Origin of the sequence: Microcoleus sp. PH2017_34_RAT_O_A, from assembly GCF_020737885.1 — a bacterium.
Lineage (GTDB): Bacteria > Cyanobacteriota > Cyanobacteriia > Cyanobacteriales > Microcoleaceae > Microcoleus.
The window spans coordinates 45536-64555 of sequence record NZ_JAEQDD010000045.1; the positions used below are offsets into that span (position 1 = coordinate 45536).

At 46.0% G+C, this 19020-nt stretch carries 14 protein-coding genes; 10 read left to right on the plus strand and 4 right to left on the minus strand.

What is annotated here, in order from left to right:
- Window positions 1–237 precede the first annotated feature (237 nt).
- The 3 genes from JGK11_RS16730 (at window position 238) to JGK11_RS16740 (ending at window position 5083) form a co-directional block, all read left to right on the plus strand.
- Complete coding sequence (locus JGK11_RS16730) at window positions 238–624, plus strand: VCBS repeat-containing protein (RefSeq protein WP_293212310.1); 387 nt, start codon at window positions 238–240, stop codon at window positions 622–624.
- A complete protein-coding gene (locus tag JGK11_RS16735; RefSeq protein WP_293212311.1) occupies window positions 561–3896 on the plus strand; it encodes an FG-GAP-like repeat-containing protein in 3336 nt (1111 codons plus the stop codon). Before JGK11_RS16730 ends, JGK11_RS16735 begins: the two co-directional genes overlap by 64 nt.
- 383 nt (window positions 3897–4279) lie before the next feature.
- Window positions 4280–5083 (plus strand): SDR family oxidoreductase, encoded by an 804-nt coding sequence (locus JGK11_RS16740; protein WP_293178343.1) that lies wholly within the window; start codon window positions 4280–4282, stop codon window positions 5081–5083.
- 651 nt (window positions 5084–5734) lie between these two features.
- Here the strand turns inward: JGK11_RS16740 and JGK11_RS16745 are convergent.
- Window positions 5735–6544, minus strand: coding sequence for a calcium-binding protein (locus JGK11_RS16745; RefSeq protein WP_293193734.1), 810 nt, complete (start codon window positions 6542–6544; stop codon window positions 5735–5737).
- A gap of 108 nt (window positions 6545–6652) precedes the next feature.
- Between JGK11_RS16745 and JGK11_RS16750 the strand changes: the two genes are divergently transcribed.
- From JGK11_RS16750 to JGK11_RS16775, 6 genes are all read left to right on the plus strand, one after another.
- The gene (locus JGK11_RS16750) at window positions 6653–7633 is read left to right on the plus strand and encodes an ATP-binding cassette domain-containing protein (protein ID WP_293186584.1); all 981 of its coding nucleotides are present in this window, start codon (window positions 6653–6655) and stop codon (window positions 7631–7633) included.
- A gap of 151 nt (window positions 7634–7784) precedes the next feature.
- Window positions 7785–8573 (plus strand): ABC-2 family transporter protein, encoded by a 789-nt coding sequence (locus JGK11_RS16755; protein WP_293186585.1) that lies wholly within the window; start codon window positions 7785–7787, stop codon window positions 8571–8573.
- A gap of 184 nt (window positions 8574–8757) precedes the next feature.
- Window positions 8758–9123 (plus strand): four helix bundle protein, encoded by a 366-nt coding sequence (locus tag JGK11_RS16760; protein WP_293186586.1) that lies wholly within the window; start codon window positions 8758–8760, stop codon window positions 9121–9123.
- A 264-nt stretch (window positions 9124–9387) separates the two neighbouring features.
- Window positions 9388–11952, plus strand: a complete 2565-nt coding sequence (gene nirB / locus JGK11_RS16765; protein WP_293212313.1) for a nitrite reductase large subunit NirB — start codon at window positions 9388–9390, stop codon at window positions 11950–11952.
- A gap of 346 nt (window positions 11953–12298) precedes the next feature.
- Window positions 12299–12658, plus strand: coding sequence for a nitrite reductase small subunit NirD (gene nirD, locus JGK11_RS16770; protein WP_293143783.1), 360 nt, complete (start codon window positions 12299–12301; stop codon window positions 12656–12658).
- 337 nt (window positions 12659–12995) lie between these two features.
- On the plus strand, window positions 12996–15089 hold the full coding sequence (locus JGK11_RS16775) for a HEAT repeat domain-containing protein (RefSeq protein ID WP_293212314.1): 2094 nt from the start codon (window positions 12996–12998) through the stop codon (window positions 15087–15089).
- Window positions 15090–15200: 111 nt separating this feature from the next.
- Here the strand turns inward: JGK11_RS16775 and JGK11_RS16780 are convergent, their stop codons facing one another.
- Window positions 15201–15701, minus strand: coding sequence for a hypothetical protein (locus JGK11_RS16780; RefSeq protein WP_293212316.1), 501 nt, complete (start codon window positions 15699–15701; stop codon window positions 15201–15203).
- Between the two features lie 47 nt (window positions 15702–15748).
- Here JGK11_RS16780 and JGK11_RS16785 point away from each other — a divergent pair, with 47 nt between their 5' ends.
- Entirely contained in the window at window positions 15749–16198 is a 450-nt protein-coding gene (locus JGK11_RS16785; RefSeq protein WP_293186592.1) for a transposase, read from the plus strand.
- Window positions 16199–16403: 205 nt separating this feature from the next.
- Here the strand turns inward: JGK11_RS16785 and JGK11_RS16790 are convergent, their stop codons facing one another.
- Both JGK11_RS16790 and JGK11_RS16795 read right to left on the minus strand, forming a co-directional pair.
- Window positions 16404–18131: a pentapeptide repeat-containing protein gene (locus tag JGK11_RS16790; RefSeq protein ID WP_293212318.1), complete on the minus strand. Its 1728-nt coding sequence runs from the start codon at window positions 18129–18131 to the stop codon at window positions 16404–16406.
- Between the two features lie 308 nt (window positions 18132–18439).
- The gene (locus JGK11_RS16795) at window positions 18440–18856 is read right to left on the minus strand and encodes a hypothetical protein (RefSeq protein ID WP_293186595.1); all 417 of its coding nucleotides are present in this window, start codon (window positions 18854–18856) and stop codon (window positions 18440–18442) included.
- Between the last annotated feature and the right edge of the window lie 164 nt (window positions 18857–19020).

Consider the following 19020-nt stretch of genomic DNA (forward strand, 5'->3'; position numbering starts at 1 on the left):
AAACTATTTGAGATCGGAAAACTTGTAGTCCTTACATTATCCATATTGTCCAGGAATTGTAACATAATTTTACAAATATGACTTTTATGACTTTTATGAACTCAAAGTCATGACTTTTATGAATTGACTTAAAAAAATACTTGTTTTAGCATCTTAAGTACGAAAAATGAAACTGGTAAGAACTTCTCATTCATTTTTAACATAGCTCAAACCAAAAATAAATCAGGAGAATCAACTATGGCTAGCCCATTCAAAGTAACAGAATTCGATTCAGGTAGATATATTACAAATGTCACCGCAGGAAAATTTAACGGCGACTCAACAACAGATTTAGCAACCATGGATTTGCTATCGACTCAAATTGGCATTTTGCCAGGAGACGGTACAGGTAAATTCAGCATTGGTAGCTACTCCTCCACGGGAGAATTCCCCTACGACTTTAGCAGCGCAGATTTCAATGGTGACGGCAAAACAGATTTATTCGCCACTACGGTACTGACAAAAATTCGATTTTGTGGGGAGACGGCAAAGGCAGCTTTACTTCTTACACCAACTTTGATGTGGGAGTACCATTTAATGTCATCTATCCGATCGACTTCAACGGTGACGGCAAAGTCGATTTAGCCCCCGTAGACTATACGAATAACAAAATTTTCGTCCTCTTGGGAGACGGTACGGGTAAGTTTAGCAAAGCCCAGGCTATTGATATCACAACAGACATCTCTTCCATCGCTTGGGCAGACGTAAACGGAGACGGCAAAATAGATCTAACCACAGCCAGCCAATACTCAACAAATATTTCCGTGAATTTAGGAGATGGTACTGGAAAATTTGGCAAAGCTACCAACTTTAATCTAGGGAAATATCCCACCGCCATTACAGCGGGAGATATCAACGGAGACGGCAAAACCGACATCGTATCAGCCAACTACTATTCCGACGACATTTCCATACTTTTTGGAGACGGGAAAGGCAATTTTGGCACAGCAACCAGCTTTTTCGGAGGAATCGGCCCTTCGTCCATTCAAGTATTAGACTTTAATGCTGATGGCAAAAATGATTTAGTAGTCGGAGATTTGCTCTCAAACTTTATTTTGTGGGGAGACAACACTGGCAAATTCAACACTTATACCGACATTCCTTGGACGGGATTTAATCCTGTATATGCCGACTTTAATGGAGATAAAAAACCTGACATTGCCGGCAACTATCTTGGCAATGTAAGAATTTTAATCAACGATACCAGTCCCCTTACCGACACATCAAAACCAGCACCTACGCCCACTCCCGCCCCGACTCCAACACCGCCACCACCGCCAACACCTGGAACATCTGCTGGTTTTACAATCACTCCGATATCGGGATTAAAAACTACAGAAGCAGGGGGAACGGCAACATTTACCGTCAAACTCAATAGCAAGCCAACTGCTACTGTAGCCATAGGTTTAAGTAGTTCCGATAAAACAGAAGGAACAGCCTCTCCAGCTTCTCTGAATTTCACTCCTACTAATTGGGAGACTCCGCAAACTGTAACGGTAAAAGGAGTTGATGACAAAGTAACTGACGGCGATAAAATTTACACAATCATTACCCAACCCGCTGTTAGTGCTGACAAAAAATACGACAAACTAAATCCGTCTGATATCACCCTCACTAATATCGCTAGCATTACTCCAACTCCAACTACAATTCCTCCAACTCCAACTACAATTCCTCCAACTCCAACTACAATTCCTCCAACTCCAACTACAATTCCTCCAACTCCAACTCCACCAAAACCAATTCCAATTCCAATTACCACTCCAACACCTGGTGGAATCACCGTCAGTCCAACAACCGGATTAAAAACCACAGAATCAGGCGACAGTGACTCATTTACGGTCAAACTCAATAGCCAACCCACCGCTAATGTCAGCATCGGCTTAAGTAGTTCCAATACAGTAGAAGGAACTATTTCCCCAGCCTCTCTCACCTTCACTCCTACCGATTGGAATCAAGCCCAAAAAGTCATAGTAAAAGGTGTTGATGACAAGATAGTAGATGGCGATAAAAAATACACAATTGTCACTGACTCTGCTGTCAGCACCGATCCAAAATACAACAACCTCAATGCAGAGGATGTCAGCGTTACCAACGCCGAAACTAACCGCCCACCCGTGTTAAACAAAAGCAAGGAAACTACTCCCTGGCACTACGACAGCCCGATAGTCAAAAAATCATCCAAATTTGAGTTTACGGTTCCCGAAAAGGCATTTATAGACCCAGATTCTGGTGACAAGTTAACTTACTCAGCCACTTTAGAAAACGGTCAACCTTTACCGAGTTGGATTACTTTTAATCCCACTACCCGTAATTTCAGCGGCGACATTACTAAAGGGAGGTCTCTGAATATTAAGTTGACCGCAACCGACACTTCCGGTGCGAGTGCTAGCGATTCTATCCTGTTAATAGTAACTAAGAATGGTGTGGTCGTTGATGGTTATATTGCAGGTGCGACTATCTTCTTTGATGCCAACAAAAATGGAGTCAAAGATGCTAACGAACCTTTCTCAACGACTGATGAGAAAGGGGAATACGAACTCGATATCCCGGACAGTTTTGATACGAACAAAAATGGCAATTTTGACCCTGAAGAAGGTAATTTAGTTGCTTTTGGGGGGACGGATGTTTCGACGGGCTTGCCACTGACAACTCCTGTTTCAGCACCGATAGATTCCACTGTTGTCACGCTATTAACTACTTTAGTTACTGATTTGACGGCTGGGGGAATGTCGCAGACTGAAGCGGAGTCAAAGGTTAAATCTACTCTGTCTATTCCTGCGGGAGTTGATTTACTGGACTTAGATCCGATCGCATCTACGGCAAAAAATGAGCCTGGTGGTGTCGAAACTCTAGTCGCGATGACAAAAGTCCAAAACGTCGTCACCCAAACCACCAGCCTGATTGACGGTGCATCTGGGGCGGATAATGGTGCAATTACCAAAGCTGTTGTTGCAGCAATTAACAGTAAAATTAAATCCGGCGGTTCCCTGGATTTGAACAATGCGACGCAGGTAGAAGGCATTATCCAGCAATCTATTGCTAACGTCAAACAAGTTGATAGCAATCTCGACGCTGAAAAACTTTCCAAAATTTCCTCGCAAACAGCGAAGGTAATGGTTGAGGCTAATCAGCAGATAGATCAGGTGAAATCTAACTCTTCACCTGAGTCTATTGCCTCGGAAATTGCCAAAGTTCAAAAGGTGGCTTTAGGTGAAAGTGCGATCAAACTGGAAGCAGTCGGTGTTGCGATTCTCACAGGCGATGTTAACCCTTCCACAACTTCTACTACACTTCTCGGTTTTGAGGGCAAAAATCTGGTAGGTACTGATGATAACGATACTTTACTAGGTGCTAGCGGTAACGATTTCATCAGTGGCAGAAAAGGCAGTGATTCCCTCGATGGTGGTGCCGGCGATGACAGTATTTACGGTGGCAAGGGACTCGATACGCTGACAGGTAACAGTGGCGATGATATCCTATTTGGAGGCCGTGGTGCTGACAGTTTGGATGGCGGTGCAGGCAATGACAGCTTGTATGGCGGCAAGGGAGATGATACTTTGCTTGGTGGTTTGGGAGATGATTTCCTGAGTGGTGAAAAGGGCAATAATTTTCTAATCGGCGGAGAAGGTAGCGATCGCTTTTTGTTAAATCTAGATAGTGGTATCGATACGATCGCGAATTTTGACACTGATAGCGATAAGATTATCCTTGGCAATGGCTTGAGCTTCGGACAGTTAGACATTACCCAGACTGCTAGTGGAAATGCGATCAAAATTGCTGCGACAGGCTCAGTGTTGGCAAATGTCAGTGGAGTCACCGGGCTGCTGCGAGCAAATGATTTTTTGGTGATTTAAAAGAGTGTTGACAGTTGACAGTTGACAGTTGACAGTTGATAGTTAACAACAACCGCAAGCATCTCATTTTTGTAAAAAGCATTTTTTCTTTGATTGAGTGCGAGCGTCCCCGCTCGCATATTGTACAATACGCGAGCGGGGACTATAAAAACTGAGATGCTCCCACAGCAACCTCTACCTGGAAGGAAGAGGATTGGAGTAATGAATCGTCTTCTGTTAATTTCTCCCTAAAACGAAGAGGCTTTCAACCAATTATTTCTGGTAATCAGCCGAGGGTAGGGGCTGGGGGCGAGATCCTCGGGCCCCACCTTTTTAATAAAAAAATGTGTAACAATCAATAAATCTCGCAGTTAACGCTGACAACTCCCAATTTAAAACTATCTATGGCTCCTACAGTTTTGATTACAGGCGCTTCTCAAGGAAGTGGCAAGGCAACGGCACTGTTATTTGCCCGTCAGGGTTACGATGTGGTGATGGTGGCTCGGGAGCCGGAAAGATTGGCAGCAGCAGCGGCTCAGGTGCAGCGTGAAGGCACTTCGGCTATGGCGATTGCGGGGGATGTTGGTGACATTCAACAAGTGCGGGCGATCGTCCAAAAAGCCCTGGATACCTGCGGAAACATTGATGTTTTGGTGAATAATGCTGGAATTTGTCTCGCAGGGGCGATCGAGCAAACCACCTCCGAAGATTGGCAGCAATTAATGAATACCAATTTTTGGGGCTGCGTTAACACAATTCAAGAACTTTTGCCACATTTTCTCGATCGCAAAACGGGTACAATCGTCAATGTTGGTTCCATTGGTGGCAAAATGCCCTTACCTCAAATGACTGCATATTGTGCCAGTAAGTATGCAGTAACGGGTTTGACAGAAACTTTGCGATTGGAATTGGCGCCCCAAGGAATTCACGTTTGCGCGGTGCATCCGGGTTTGATTAACAGCGATTTCTTGGAAAGAGCTCAATTTCGCGATCGAGACGAGCCCGCAGTCGAATTGCGCCGCCAACAAATGAGTGAAATGCTGAAATCTGACTGGGCAAATCAGCCGGAAGATATTGCTAAAGCTATCTGGGATGCAGTGAAGAATCAGCGTGCAGAAGTCACAGTCGGCCCTGCTTTCTTGGCATCGGAAGCCTATCGCTTATTCCCCGGTTTGATGCAGTGGGCAATGGAAAAGGGCAAGTTATAATTAGTCAGTAGTCATTATTAGTATGGCAGGGTAAATTTATTGTCGTCAGACAAATTAGGTACGTAGTTGCGCTTCAGCGCTCTTTGCTTATATATATAAAGAGCGAAAAATTAGGTACGTAGTTGCGCTTCAGCGCTCTTTCCGAATATATATAAAAAACGAAAAATTAGGTACGTAGTTGCGCTTCAGCGCTCTTTCCGAAGGTACGTAGTTGCGCTTCAGCGCTCTTTCCGAATATATATAAAAAACGAAAAATTAGGTACGTAGTTGCGCTTCAGCGCTCTTTCCGAATATATATAAAGAGCGCTGAAGCGCAACAACGTACCTTGATCCAATCTTTGTCGAGCAAACAAACTCAACCTCAAATATTGTACCAAGAATTCTTCTATAATTGGTATTATTAGTAGACGAGCAATTGCATTCATTTCCAGCGAGCAGAAAATCATCTGCGGTTTATGTATCAAAGTCAGATTTATTTAATTCAAGTCTAATAAGGTGCATATAGCATTTATCAGAAAGATGAGGTATGACTGTAAATGGAGTTTTTGATGCGACCTCGCTTACTATATCATAAATACTAAGAGGGCCCAAGCCCAACAACGTACCTCATCTTTCTAATAAGGTGCGTATTTCGCACCCTACACCTACAGATTAAAGCAGAGAACTAGCATTAATCAAACGCCCGTTTAAATCTGCCGGAGTCACATTCAACACAGTCCCCAACAAAGCATTAGTAAAACCGAATCTAATATTAGTAGCTTCCACACGCCCATTACGATCGGGATCGAGACTTTGCTGCGAGATGCCGCCCTTGGCTAACAAACTCGTTCCCCCCGAGATACTTCCTGGATCGAGTAACAGTAGTCTCGGATCGTTTAAACTATAACTCACTTGTTCAAAAGTGATATTGCTGCTGGTGAATGCCGTACTAATTCCGATTGAATCGCTAGACTTATCAAAATCGATAATTACGGCGTCAGGAACTTCATTTCCAACTAATCTAAGTCCAGCTTGATCGACTCTCAAAACAAAGACATCGTTGCCCGCACCTCCTTTGTAAACATCCACATCTCTGTCGCCAATTAAAGTATCGTTGCCGTCACCACCGACTAACAAATCAACACCTTGCCCCCCGCGCAGCAAATCATTTCCCACGCCGCCATCAACGAAATCACTATTTTTATCTCCCGTCAAGAAATCGTTTCCAGCTTCTCCCAAAACATCGTCATCAGCTTTGCCGCCGTAAATAGAATCATCGCCGGCACCGCCAAACAGACTGTCTTTACCATCGTTGCCGAAAATCCTTTCTGCATCTGACGCGCCCCTGACAGTATCATTGCCGCCCAGCATCCAAACTCCCCCAGGAAAACTGGCAAGTTGTCCCGGTGCAAGTGTAATATTTTCAGCAGTATTGTCTCCTACCAAGCGAGGGATGCCAGAATTATCGGGGGTGAGTACCATAGTTGTAAATTTTGTGCGATGTGATAATGGATATCTTGTAATATTCTACAGCTTGGCACAACCCGATCGCGCGATCGCACATTAAAATAAAAGTTAAAACTAGAGCCAATGCCAATTATCTTAGTTAAAGACTTAAGCAAAGTTTATCCCGTAGCGATTAAGGAACCGGGACTGAAAGGAACCATGCAGCACTTTTTTAAGCGCACTTACCGCAATATCAAAGCAGTTGAGGGCGTTTCTTTCAGTATCGAACCTGGTGAAGTGGTGGGGTTTCTCGGCGCTAACGGTGCGGGCAAAACTACGACGCTGAAAATGTTGACTGGTTTGATTTACCCGTCTGATGGTACTGTCACTGTGTGCGATCGTACTCCTTTCCGCCGCGAAGCAGCTTTTCTGCAAAGAATCACCTTAGTTATGGGGCAGAAACAGCAGTTAATTTGGGATTTACCCGTACTCGACTCTCTGCGAATCAATGCCGCAGTCTACGGCATTCCCGATCGAGATTACCGACAGCGAATTGGAGAATTGACAGAAATGCTGTCACTAGAAGGCAAATTAAATCAGGCGGTACGCAAGCTGTCTTTAGGCGAGCGAATGAAAGCGGAATTGATGGCCGCGCTGCTACACCAACCGGAGGTATTATTTTTAGATGAACCGACTTTAGGTTTGGATATCAACGCACAGTTTAGTGTCAGGCAATTTCTGCGAGAATATAACGAGCGCTATCAAGCAACTGTGCTTTTGACAAGTCACTATATGGCTGACATTACGGCTTTATGCAAGCGTGTTTTGTTAATCCATGAAGGGCAATTAGTTTATGATGGCAGTTTGGACGGATTGCTCGACAGGTTTGCACCTTACCGAGAAGTCCAGGTAAAATTAGCCGAACCGCTAGCAAAAGATAGCGCTTTTGCTTACGGCGAGGTAGAATCTATTGAAGGTAATTCAGTCCGGTTTTTGGTCAAAAGGGAGGAGCTGACGGCGAGCGTGTCGAAGATTTTAGCCCAGTTGGAAGTGATAGATTTGACTGTCACAGATCCGCCAATTGAAGAGGTAATCGGTCGAGTTTTTCGCACGGGAAAAGTGTAGAGTTCCCCCAGATTACCTAAAAAGCAAGGTGTTTTATTCTCAAGATAAAGATAGGTACGTTGTTGGGCTTCAGCCCTCTTTCTATATACGCCGAAAGAGGGCTAAAGCCCAACAACGTACCTTTACCTATAATTTTTTTAGTGAGATTGATATGAAAAGAATCATCAGAATTGCTAAAACTTTGCTACTGACTTACTACGCTTATATGCTCGAATACCGGGCAGAATTGTTTTTGTGGGCCCTGTCGGGAGCTTTGCCGTTTATCTTGATGGGCGTGTGGATGCAAGCATCAGAAAGTGGTCAGTTTGGGCTAAAGGCGATCGACTTTGCCCGTTACTTTTTGGCAGCTTTCATTGTCCGACAAACTAATGTTGTTTGGGTGATTTGGGAGTTTGAAAAAGAAGTAGTCCAAGGCAAGTTATCTAATAGATTGTTGCAGCCTCTAGATCCAGTATGGCATCACTTCGCATCTCATGTTTCCGAAAGGTTTGCGAGGCTACCTTTTGTATTCGGATTAGTGCTGCTGTTTTTTGCACTTTACCCACAGTCTTTTTGGGTGCCGAGTTTGGGCAGGTTTTTGCTGTTTTCCTTGGTTGTCGTCTTGGCTTTTTGCTTGCGGTTCCTGATCCAGTATACCTTTGCGCTGTTTGCTTTTTGGATAGAGCGCGCAAGTGCGATCGAGCAATTTTGGTTCTTGATTTACCTGTTTTTATCGGGAATTATCGCACCGTTAGAAGTGTTTCCCCCAGCAGTGCGCGCAGTGGTTTTGTGGACTCCGTTTCCTTATTTGATTCATTTTCCTGCTTCAATTTTGATCGGATTGCCCGTTGATGTTGGCCGTGGTTTGTTGGTGATGCTGGGTTGGGGTGTGGTGTTTTTTGTGTGGAATCGCTGGCTGTGGCGGCAGGGTTTAAAACAGTATTCCGGTATGGGAGCTTAAACAGTTGACAGTTGACAGTTGACAGTTGACAGTGAAGAATTGACAGTTGACAGTTGGCAATTGACAGTTGAGAGGGGACTATTGACAGTTGACACTTGACAGTTCATAGTGGATATTTAGCGAACAATCTCGGGCACTATCAACTATCAACTATCAACTGTCAACTATCAACTATCAACTGTCAATGACTGATAACTCACCACTCAAAAATAAATCTTTTGCGTTTGCCGTCCGAACGGTAAACCTATATAAATACTTGTTTTTCAATAAAAAAGAATATGTATTGTCAAAACAACTACTACGATCTGGAACAGCTATCGGTGCATTAGTTAGAGAAGCAGAACAAGCAGAAAGCAAAGCCGATTTTATTCATAAACTAGCGATAGCCCTCAAAGAAGCCCACGAAACTGAATACTGGATATTGCTACTTCGAGAAACCGATTATCTCACCCCAAAAGAAAGCGAATCAATCTTAAACGACCTAAAAGAACTCCTAAAACTACTAACCAGCATCATCAAAACAACCAAACAAAAACTCAATGACAGTTGACAGTGAGCAGAGGGACTGTTGACAGTGAACAGATGGACAGTGGATATTTACCGAACAATCTCCTGCCCTGTGAATTATCAATTATCAACTGTCAATTATCAACTGTCAATTATCAACTGTCACCACACCTCATGCAAAAATGCAATCGCCACCATACGACAATTGCATAAAAGTTAACTTTTTGTATCCATACATACAAAAGTTTACAAAAAATTCTTATATTAATAAAACCAACGACGGATAAACGAGATAAAAGAGATTCTAATGACAGCCAAAAAAAATCTGATTGTAATTGGCAATGGTATGGTAGGTCACAAGTTCCTAGAGTTAATGGTGAGCTCGGATGCTGCCAAAAACTGGAATTTAATTACTTTTTGTGAAGAGCAGCGCGTTGCTTACGATCGCGTAAACCTCAGCGGATTTTTCTCTGGGAAAACGGCGGGAGATTTATCTCTAGTTGCACCGGGATTTTATCAAGAAAATGGTATTCAAATTCACATCGGCGACAAAGCAGTCGCCATCAATCGCGAACAAAAAACTGTCTCTTCAGCCAACGGTTTAGAAGTTCCCTACGACAAACTTGTACTCGCTACGGGTTCCTATCCATTTGTACCGCCTATCAAAGGCAAAGACGCGGCTGGTACTTTTGTTTACCGGACAATTGACGATTTGGAGGCGATGTCAGATTATGCTAAAAATTGCAAAATAGGTGTAGTAATTGGCGGCGGTTTGTTAGGCTTGGAGTGCGCTAATGCTCTCCAAAATATGGGTTTAAAAACTCATGTGGTTGAGTTTGCGTCGCGGCTGATGCCCGTGCAAGTTGATGAGGTTGGTGGTGCGATTCTCCGTAACAAAATTGAGGAGTTGGGGGTTTCGGTTCACACTAGCAAATCTACCACCGAAATTGTTAGCGAAGATGGCAAAGTTTCTAAGATGCTGTTTGCTGATGGTTCGGAATTGGCAACGGATATGATTGTGTTTTCTGCTGGCATTCGCCCCCGAGATGAAATCGCCCGAGATTGCGGGATTGCGGTGGGAGAGCGCGGCGGTATTACGATCAATGATAGCTGCCAAACTTCGGATTCTGATATTTATGCGATCGGCGAATGTGCACTTTATCAAAATCGCATCTACGGTTTAGTTGCCCCTGGTTATACAATGGCTGGCGTAGCAGCAGATATTTTGAGCAGCGCTGCGGATGACGGGCAAGATGCCCGTCCCACTAGCACTTTCACTGGTGCGGATATGTCCACAAAACTGAAACTTTTGGGTGTGGATGTGGCGAGTTTTGGTGATGCTTTTGCGAATTCTGCCGGTGCTAAAGAGATTGTTGTTGCTGACAATTTCCAAGGCACTTACAAGAAATTAGTTTTAAATCAAGATGGTAGCCGAATTTTAGGCGGTATTCTCGTCGGAGATGCTTCTGCTTACGGCACTTTGCTGCAATTCATGCAAAATGATATTGCTTTGCCGCCACATCCAGAAGATTTGTTGATGCCACCGCGCGAAGGCGGAGCACCTGCTGGTTTTGGTGTGGAGAGTCTGCCGGATTCTGCTCAAATTTGTTCTTGCAATAATGTCAGCAAAGGGCAGATTTGTGAGGCGATTCGCGATCGCAATTTAACTGATGTCGGCAGTGTCAAGAAATGCACTCAAGCTGGTACGGGCTGCGGCGGTTGCGTGCCTTTGGTGACGGATATCTTTAAGTCGGAGATGAAGAAAGCCGGGTTTGCGGTCAAAAATAATCTCTGCGAACATTTTGAGTTTTCCCGTCAAGAATTGTACCATTTGGTGCGCTCTCAAGAGCTGAAAAGCTTTGATGAGACGATCGCCAAACACGGCAAAGGGCACGGCTGCGAAATTTGCAAGCCTGCTGTGGCTTCGATGCTGGCTTCTACTTGGAACGACCATATTCTAGAGAAGTCTCACGTTGGTTTGCAAGATACCAACGATTACTATTTGGCAAACATTCAGCGCGACGGTACTTATTCGGTGATACCGCGCATCCCGGGTGGAGAAATTACGCCGGAGAGGTTGATTGCTTTGGGAGAAGTTGCCAGGGATTTTGGGCTTTATACTAAGATTACTGGCGGACAGCGGATCGATTTGCTTGGTGCTCGGGTGGATCAGTTGCCGCATATTTGGCACCGCTTGATTGATGCGGGATTTGAGTCTGGACACGCTTACGGTAAGGCTTTGCGGACTGTCAAATCTTGTGTTGGTAGCACTTGGTGCCGCTTTGGGGTGCAGGATTCGACGAGTTTGGCGATCGAGGTTGAGTTGCGCTATCGCGGTTTGCGATCGCCCCACAAGCTCAAGTCTGCTGTCTCTGGCTGCACTCGCGAATGCGCGGAAGCTCAAAGCAAGGATTTTGGGATTATTGCTACTGAGAATGGTTGGAATTTGTACGTGTGCGGTAACGGCGGGATTAAGCCGCAGCACGCGGTTTTGCTGGCGGCGGATATCGATAAGGAAACTTTGATTAAGTATATCGATCGCTTTTTGGTCTTGTACATTCGCACGGCCGATCGCCTGGAACGTACCGCTACTTGGTTGAACAAGCTTGAGGGCGGTATTGAATACTTGAAGCAGGTGGTAATTGAGGATTCTCTGGGCATTTGTGCTGAGTTAGAGGCGCAGATGGAGCATTTGGTGAATACTTATCAATGCGAGTGGAAAACGACGATTGAAGACCCGCAAAAGGTGCAGCGATTCCAGCATTTTGTGAATTCCGATTTGCCAGATCCGAGTATTGTTCGTGTCGAGGAACGGGGACAAAATCGCCCTGCTTACGAGGATGAAAAGGCTCTAGCTGGAGTTTCGGAATAATTCCAAGCGTGTCAACTTGAACTTAAACCTATTGTCAGCTTGATTGTTTTAGGCAAAGCCCCGGATCCCCCCTAACCCCCCTTAAAAAGGGGGGGACAGGAGTATTATCAAAATTCTCCTAACCCCATTAAAAAAAGGGAGGAACAGGAGTATTATCAAAGTTTCCTAACCCATTAAAAAAAGGGAGGAACAGGAGTATTATCTTGCATATTCCTTTTTTAGAGGGATTTGGGGGGAGCGAGGCTCCCAGACAAACGAGAGCGCTCGTAGGTTTTAGCCAATTGTTGATACGATGAAAGCCGTAGACTGGGAATGAGATTAGTCGTATTAAATTAACAGGAAAAAAATGGTTCAATCATTACAGGTTTCCGATACAGTAACAACTTGGGTAGATGTGTGCTCCCTGGATGCGATCGCCCCAAATACAGGAGTTTGCGCTTTGGTGGCTGGGGAACAAGTGGCTGTTTTCCGAGTGGGAAACGGGGATGAACTGTATGCTTTGAGCAATTACGACCCGTTTAGCAAGGCTTTTGTGTTGTCCCGAGGACTTGTGGGCGATCGCAGCGGCACTCTAAAAGTTGCTTCTCCGATTTACAAGCAGAATTTTAGCTTGGCTACTGGCCAGTGTTTGGACGATGAAACGGTAACAATTCCGACTTTTCGGGTTCGGGTTGCAGGCGATCGCGTCCAAGTAGCAGCTAGCTAGATTCAACGCCCCAATTGTTCGAGATCCATCCGCCAACACCCAACATTCCGATTGGGTGGTGGCGGATTTTGCATTGGGGCGCGATCGAGCCACTGGTTTTGCTATAAAATAGAGTCGATCGGCTGCATACTACAATCTGGATCGGACAGCGGTAGAAATCGCATCTACAGTCAAACTTTCGTCCGCCTGCACGGTGTAAAGAAGATAGCGTAATTTCAACCACTCGGTTTTCAATCCGCTATACAAGCGGGTTTTGTATCTATAGAAGCCGTTTCAACCGCGAGCGTCTTATTTCAGATTTTCAATCCAAACAAACTTTAGGGGGTAGGATATCACTATGTTATTAAAAAAACTTGTTGTCGAAAATAATCCCCAGACAGTGGCAGAGTTAATCGACGCACAACTCAAAACAGGTCAACTGACTGGGGCCGAACTCCAAACACAAGTTTTCGGCCAGCACTGGCGAGATGAATCTTTGCACGAATTCCTCCGAGAAATTGCAGCCAAGCTCGACAAAGAAACAGCGAGCGAAGTTATAGAATATTTGATAACTCAAAATGGTCAACAAGAAAAATTTATTAATTTATTTTTAGCAGCAGAATGCCTATCAAGAGTTAAAAATGGCATCAATGAAACAACAGAAAAAAAACTGTTAAACGCTTTAAAAAAGTTATCGCAATACGGTACGGTTTTTCTGATTCTTTATCAAAGCGCTGAAGAATTGCAGGAAACTTATCAAATTCGCTATCGATCGATCGCCGCGATCGCCCAAACTTGGAAAAACGACCCGCAAACCCTGCCTTGGCTCAAAATACTAGCACACTCCAGCGACAGCGGCGAAGTCCGCGCCACAGCAGTCAAAGCCATAGCCTGCGGTTGGCCTGACGAACCAGAAATTTACCTGATGCTCAAAAACCTCGCTAAATCCGATCGAAGCTGGGCAGTGCGATCGGCTGCAATCGAAGAAATGGCTTCTGGTTGGCCCTCTAACAGCGATACCTTGCCGCTGCTGGCGGTTCTGGCTCAATCCGATCGCAGTCCCGCAGTCCGCACCTGCGCCCTGGAACAGTTGGCCTCTCATTGGCCCGATCGCACAGATACCTTGCTGCTGCTGAGAACGGCCGCCGAATCCGACGAAAATTTGGGAGTGCGAGTCGTAGCGTGGCAAGAAATAGCCAGAGGTTGGCACAGCGTTTTAGGCACGGTGTCCCAGCTTCAAAACCTTGCCCAGACAGGAAGTTCTACCCTGCGAACAGTAGCGGTGCGGGAATTGGCAGCGGGTTGGCCCGCCGATGACGAGGTTTGCTTGCTGCTGAAAACCCTAGCCACCTCCGACAGCAACGAAGAAGTGCGAACAGCGGCGATCGAAGAATTGGCCTCGCGCTGGCCGGGCGAACCAGATATTTACCCGCTGCTGAAAAGTCTCGCCCAGTCCGACGCGAGTTCCACCGTCCGGCAGGCAGCAGTCCAAGGAATTGCCTCTGGCTGGCCATCTAACCCCGAAACTCTGGCTTTTTTGCAAAATATAGCTACGAGCGATCTCGACGCGGAACTGCGCGAAATAGCCTTGCAACAAATTGCCTCCTGTTGGCCCGACAGCCCAGAGACACTGCCCCTGCTGCAAAAAATTGCGAACTCAGATGATTATTGGACTGTGCGGCAAGTGGTAGTAGCAGCCGCAGCCACGTTACCGTCAGCCAGTCTCGAAGTCTTTGAATGGTTGAAAATTCTGGCTGAATCAGACAGACACATCAACGTCCGAGAAACTGCGGTGGAACAGATAGCAAGAGGCTGGGGACACCGGGGCGAGACGCTGCCTTTTCTCAAACAACTGGCGGAGTCGGAGCCCAATTCTCACTTGCTGAGCGTGCTGGTGCGAGAAATAGCGCGGGGATGGCCGCAAGAGCCGGAAACCTTGTCTTGGTTGAAAATTCAGCTTGAGGCTGGGGATGAGGAGGTGCGTGAGGTGGCGGTGCAGGAACTCGCTCGCAATTGGCCCGATGGTGCTGAAACTTTGCGGATGTTGGAGGCTAAAGCAGAGGGCGATGAGAGTTCGGCTGTTAGGAAAATTGCTTTGCAAAAGTTAGCTCGGGGGCGGACAAATGAGTCTGAAACTTTTGAGTGGCTGAAAATTAGGGCCGAGCAGGATGGTGATTCGCAAGTGCGGGCGATCGCTCTGGTAGAGTTAATTCGGGGATGGAAGGACGAACCGGGAATGTTTGAGTTTTTGCGCCACAGAGCTCTTACCGATGCCTACGATAGAACAGGTTCTTTTGCTTACAATCCCCGGTTTACAGCACTCGAAGCAATTATCGAACATTATCCCGAAAATGAGGAAACTTTGCGATTGGTGCGATCGCTCGCAGTTTCCGACGTAGACGAGCAAGTGCGGGCTTTAGCGGGCCGCCAACTGGCGAGTCAAGATTGGTAATTGGTTGGCTGGTGGAGGAATAGTGCGATCGGGCTATTTATAACGGTGCTCAGAAAGATGAGGTATGTTGTTGGGCTTGGGCCCTTCTTAGTTTAGTGGTTATATGAGCTGTCAGTTATACCTCATCTTTTTGAGAAAGGCTATATATTGATTTTGCCGCACGATTGATGTTGATTCTTGTACCGAATTGATGTTGATTTTTCCACGCGAGCGATGGGTATTTTTCCACGCGAGCGATGGGTATTTTTCCACGCGAGCGATGGGTATTTTTCCACGCGAGCGATGGGTATTTTTCCGCGAGCGATGGGTATTTTTCCACGCGAGCGGGGACGCTCGCACTGTGGGATTTCCGGCGATTTTTGCCAATTTTGATCCGCGAGCGATGGGTATTTTTCCACGCGAGCGGGGACGCTCGCACTGTAGGATTTCCGGCGATTTTTGCCAATTTTGATCCGCGAGCGATGGGTATTTTTCCACGCGAGCGGGGACGCTCGCACTGTAGGATTTCCAGCGATTTTTGCCAATTTTGATCCGCGAGCGATGGGTATTTTTCCACGCGAGCGGGGACGCTCGCACTGTAGGATTTCCGGCGATTTTTGCCAATTTTTCCACGCCGTCCCTGGCACTCAATCCAATTTGCAATTAAATGAGGTAAATCAATGTCATTGAAACAAGATTTTATTCAATTACCACTCCCCAAGAATATCCATTTTATAACATTCGTTACCTGGGAAAGACTAGAACTAACTCCACCGGCTCGACAAGTTGTTCTAGATTCTACCTTGCACTTTCACAACCAAAGATATCAACTATTCGCTGCCGTTATTATGCCAGATCACGTACATCTTTTGCTTCAGCCTTTTCCGAAGTCTGATTCTCAAGACTGGTCAATTGGAAGCTTGCTTCATAGTCTTAAAGGTTTCAGTTCAACCGAGATTCCTAAAGTAATGAAGCATATCGGTAAAGTTTGGCAAGATGGGCGACACGCGGAAATTATTAACAGCCACCAACATTTTATCAATACCTGGGAATATATTAAACAAAATCCTGTCAAAGCTAACTTATCAGATACACCTGAAAAATATCCTTTTTTCTGGGAAAACAGCTAATCTGACGACAAAAAGTGCTGTCCCCGCTCGCGGCCCGGGGTGAAACACGCGATCGCAAAAAAACAGTGCGAGCGTCCCCGCTCGCGGGCTTTCGAGAAACTCGCGGGCTTTTGTGTACGCAGAAACAGTGCGAGCGTCCCCGCTCGCGTGTACAATACGCGAGCTCCGGACAGCACTCTAAATGCAAAACTGAGATGCTCCCTATTCATTCCCACAAAAGGGCGATCGCAAATCGCACCGCTTCCCCCATCATCGAACAGCGAATACTCGCCGACGCCGTTTTCTCCCACCTCAACAACTGTTCCCGAAAACCCGCGTCTTGCTTGGCCCGCTCCACGATCGCCTGACTGATTACTTTCTTCTGAATCTGCTCTGTCGGAACACCTTCCTGCTTCAAATAATCCAACAACCGCTGTACGCTTTCAGAGAATTTATCCGGCGTCTGAGACATCAAAATAAACGAAATTTGGCGCACCATTCGCTCGTAGATTTCCTGTCTTCTGAGCAACACCTCTTTTGGGAGCGGCCTTGGTGGCTGCGGTGTTGCTGACTCCTCCTGCGAACCGTTATCCGCAACAGCCAATCCCAGCAAAATCAAAATTTCAGCGCCCTTAGCTAAAACCTTTTCCAACATATCTGGATAAAGCGCCAATATGCGATCGCCCAAAATCTTACCATTCACCAAACGGTTCGCGCTCAGCCGCAGTAAATTTTGCTCTCGGGCAGACTCAAAAAATTGAATGTTCAACTGAAGTTCGCAACTCTCTAACTCCACCCGACGCACCGTAAACACCAAAGCCTCCCAATTAGGAAACTCACCAAAACACACCTCCACAATCGAACTTTCCTCGTGATACTGCTGTCCCAATTCCCCAGACTCAAAATCGCGATCGACCGGAAAGCGATTTGCCACAACTTTCGCAGTATAATCAAAGTCAGTAAAAACATAACGACAGTTAACTTTAGACAGCTCGACATCTTGAACCTGCCAATTTTGAATGCAGCACCCCGTAAGCTGCGCCCCCTCCAAATCCGTCCGAATTAAATGGCACTCAATCAAACAAGCTTCTCTTAAATCCGCTTCAGCCAACATCGAATCCACCAAATAAGCGCCGCTTAAATCAGCTTTCCGCAAATCAGCACTGCGTAAATTAGCCTCGCTCAAATCCGCCCGCAGCAAATACACTTCTTGCAAGTTAGCTCGCAGCAAAAGCGCCTGCTTAAAACTCGCTTTCAATAAATAAGCACCCGCCAGATTCGCTCGACTCAAATCAGCCCGATCCAGCACCGCCTCAGTCAAATCCGCCCCCGCCAGCACAGCTCGGTGCAAGTCAGCGCCCGTCAGATTTGCCGATCGCAAAATCGCACCATTCAAGTCAGCTTCAATCAAATTTGCACCGCTCAAAATTGCCGATCGCAAATTCGCTTCCACCAAATGCGCTTCCCGCAAATTAGCACCCGTCAAATTCGCACCAACAAGACTCGCGCGGTTGAGATTCGCCTCCATCAATTCCGCCCCCATCAACTGCGCGCCGTCGAGTTTAGCTTTTTCTAAATTAATTTGGTCAGATTTAACTCCTTGAAGATTAGCACCGCCCAAATCCGCCTCGCACAGCGCCGCCCAATTAAGATCTGCTGCTTCCAAACAACCAAGACGCAAATCTGCTTTCGCAAGATTTGCTCCGCTCAAATTTGCCCCGCTCAGATTCGCCCCAGCCATCCCCGCACTGCGGAGATCCGCGCGGCGCAAACAAGCCCCAATTAACTTAGCATTGCTCAAAAAACACCAGCTCAAATTAGCACCCGTCAAGTTAGCACCAGTTAAGTCTATTTCTCGAAGGTTGACACCGCTTAAACTAGCACCGCTGAGGTCAATATGAGCAAAGTTACGCTCTCCCTCTTGGTAGCGCTGTAAAAATTCCTGTATTTGCATTCGCAGGGGAAGGGGAAGGTAAAAAACAATTTATAGTCGGGTAAAATAACAGTTATCTCGTTTGTAGTGAGGACTTCAGTCCTCGGATTTTATGCGGACTGAAGTCCTCACTACAGGGAGCCTCTGAGTTTTGCATTTGTAGTGCGAGCGTCCCCGCTCGCGTGCTTTATAAAGCACGCGAGCGGGGACAGCACTGAAAGAAAAAATGCTTTTTGCAAAAATGAGATGCTCCCTCACTACAAACCTATTTGATTGCGAGCTATCTACCGGACATCAGAGGATTCAGAAATGGCATTGACTCTATAATCTTAGAGAAATCTCTGCAATTCCTGTTGCAAATACTTTGCCCATTTAGTTGCTAGAGGAACTTCTGTAAAAGGAACCTGCACCGCCGCAGTATCTTTTAACAGAAATTCTATGGCGATCGCTTTTCCAGAATTCGGCGGCGATTCTAAATCTACCACAGCACCGTTAACTAACAACCGCAGCGACTGCACATTTTTCAACGAAAAACTTTGCAAATTCACAGGGCCGCTGCGAGTAGGTTTCCCCCAAGTCAAACAGTCTTCTTGCTGACCGAGTACAGCATAAATATCGTATTTTGCCTTAGCGAATTGTTCCGCCCAGACGCGATACGCTTCTAGCTTTTGATACTCGTTCCATCCAGCCCAAGCCAGAGCAATAAAAAGTGCCAGCAGCGGCAGCCACATTAAACCTCTTTCCATGCAATATCCTTTTCATTCAGTTGACAGTTGACAGTTGACAGTTGACAGATGAGGGCGACCTCTACCTAAAAGGAAGAGGATTGGAGTAATGAATAGTTTTCTTTTAATTTATCCGGATCGGGGAGAGGCTTTAAACCAATTATTTCTGGTAAAAAATACTCCCG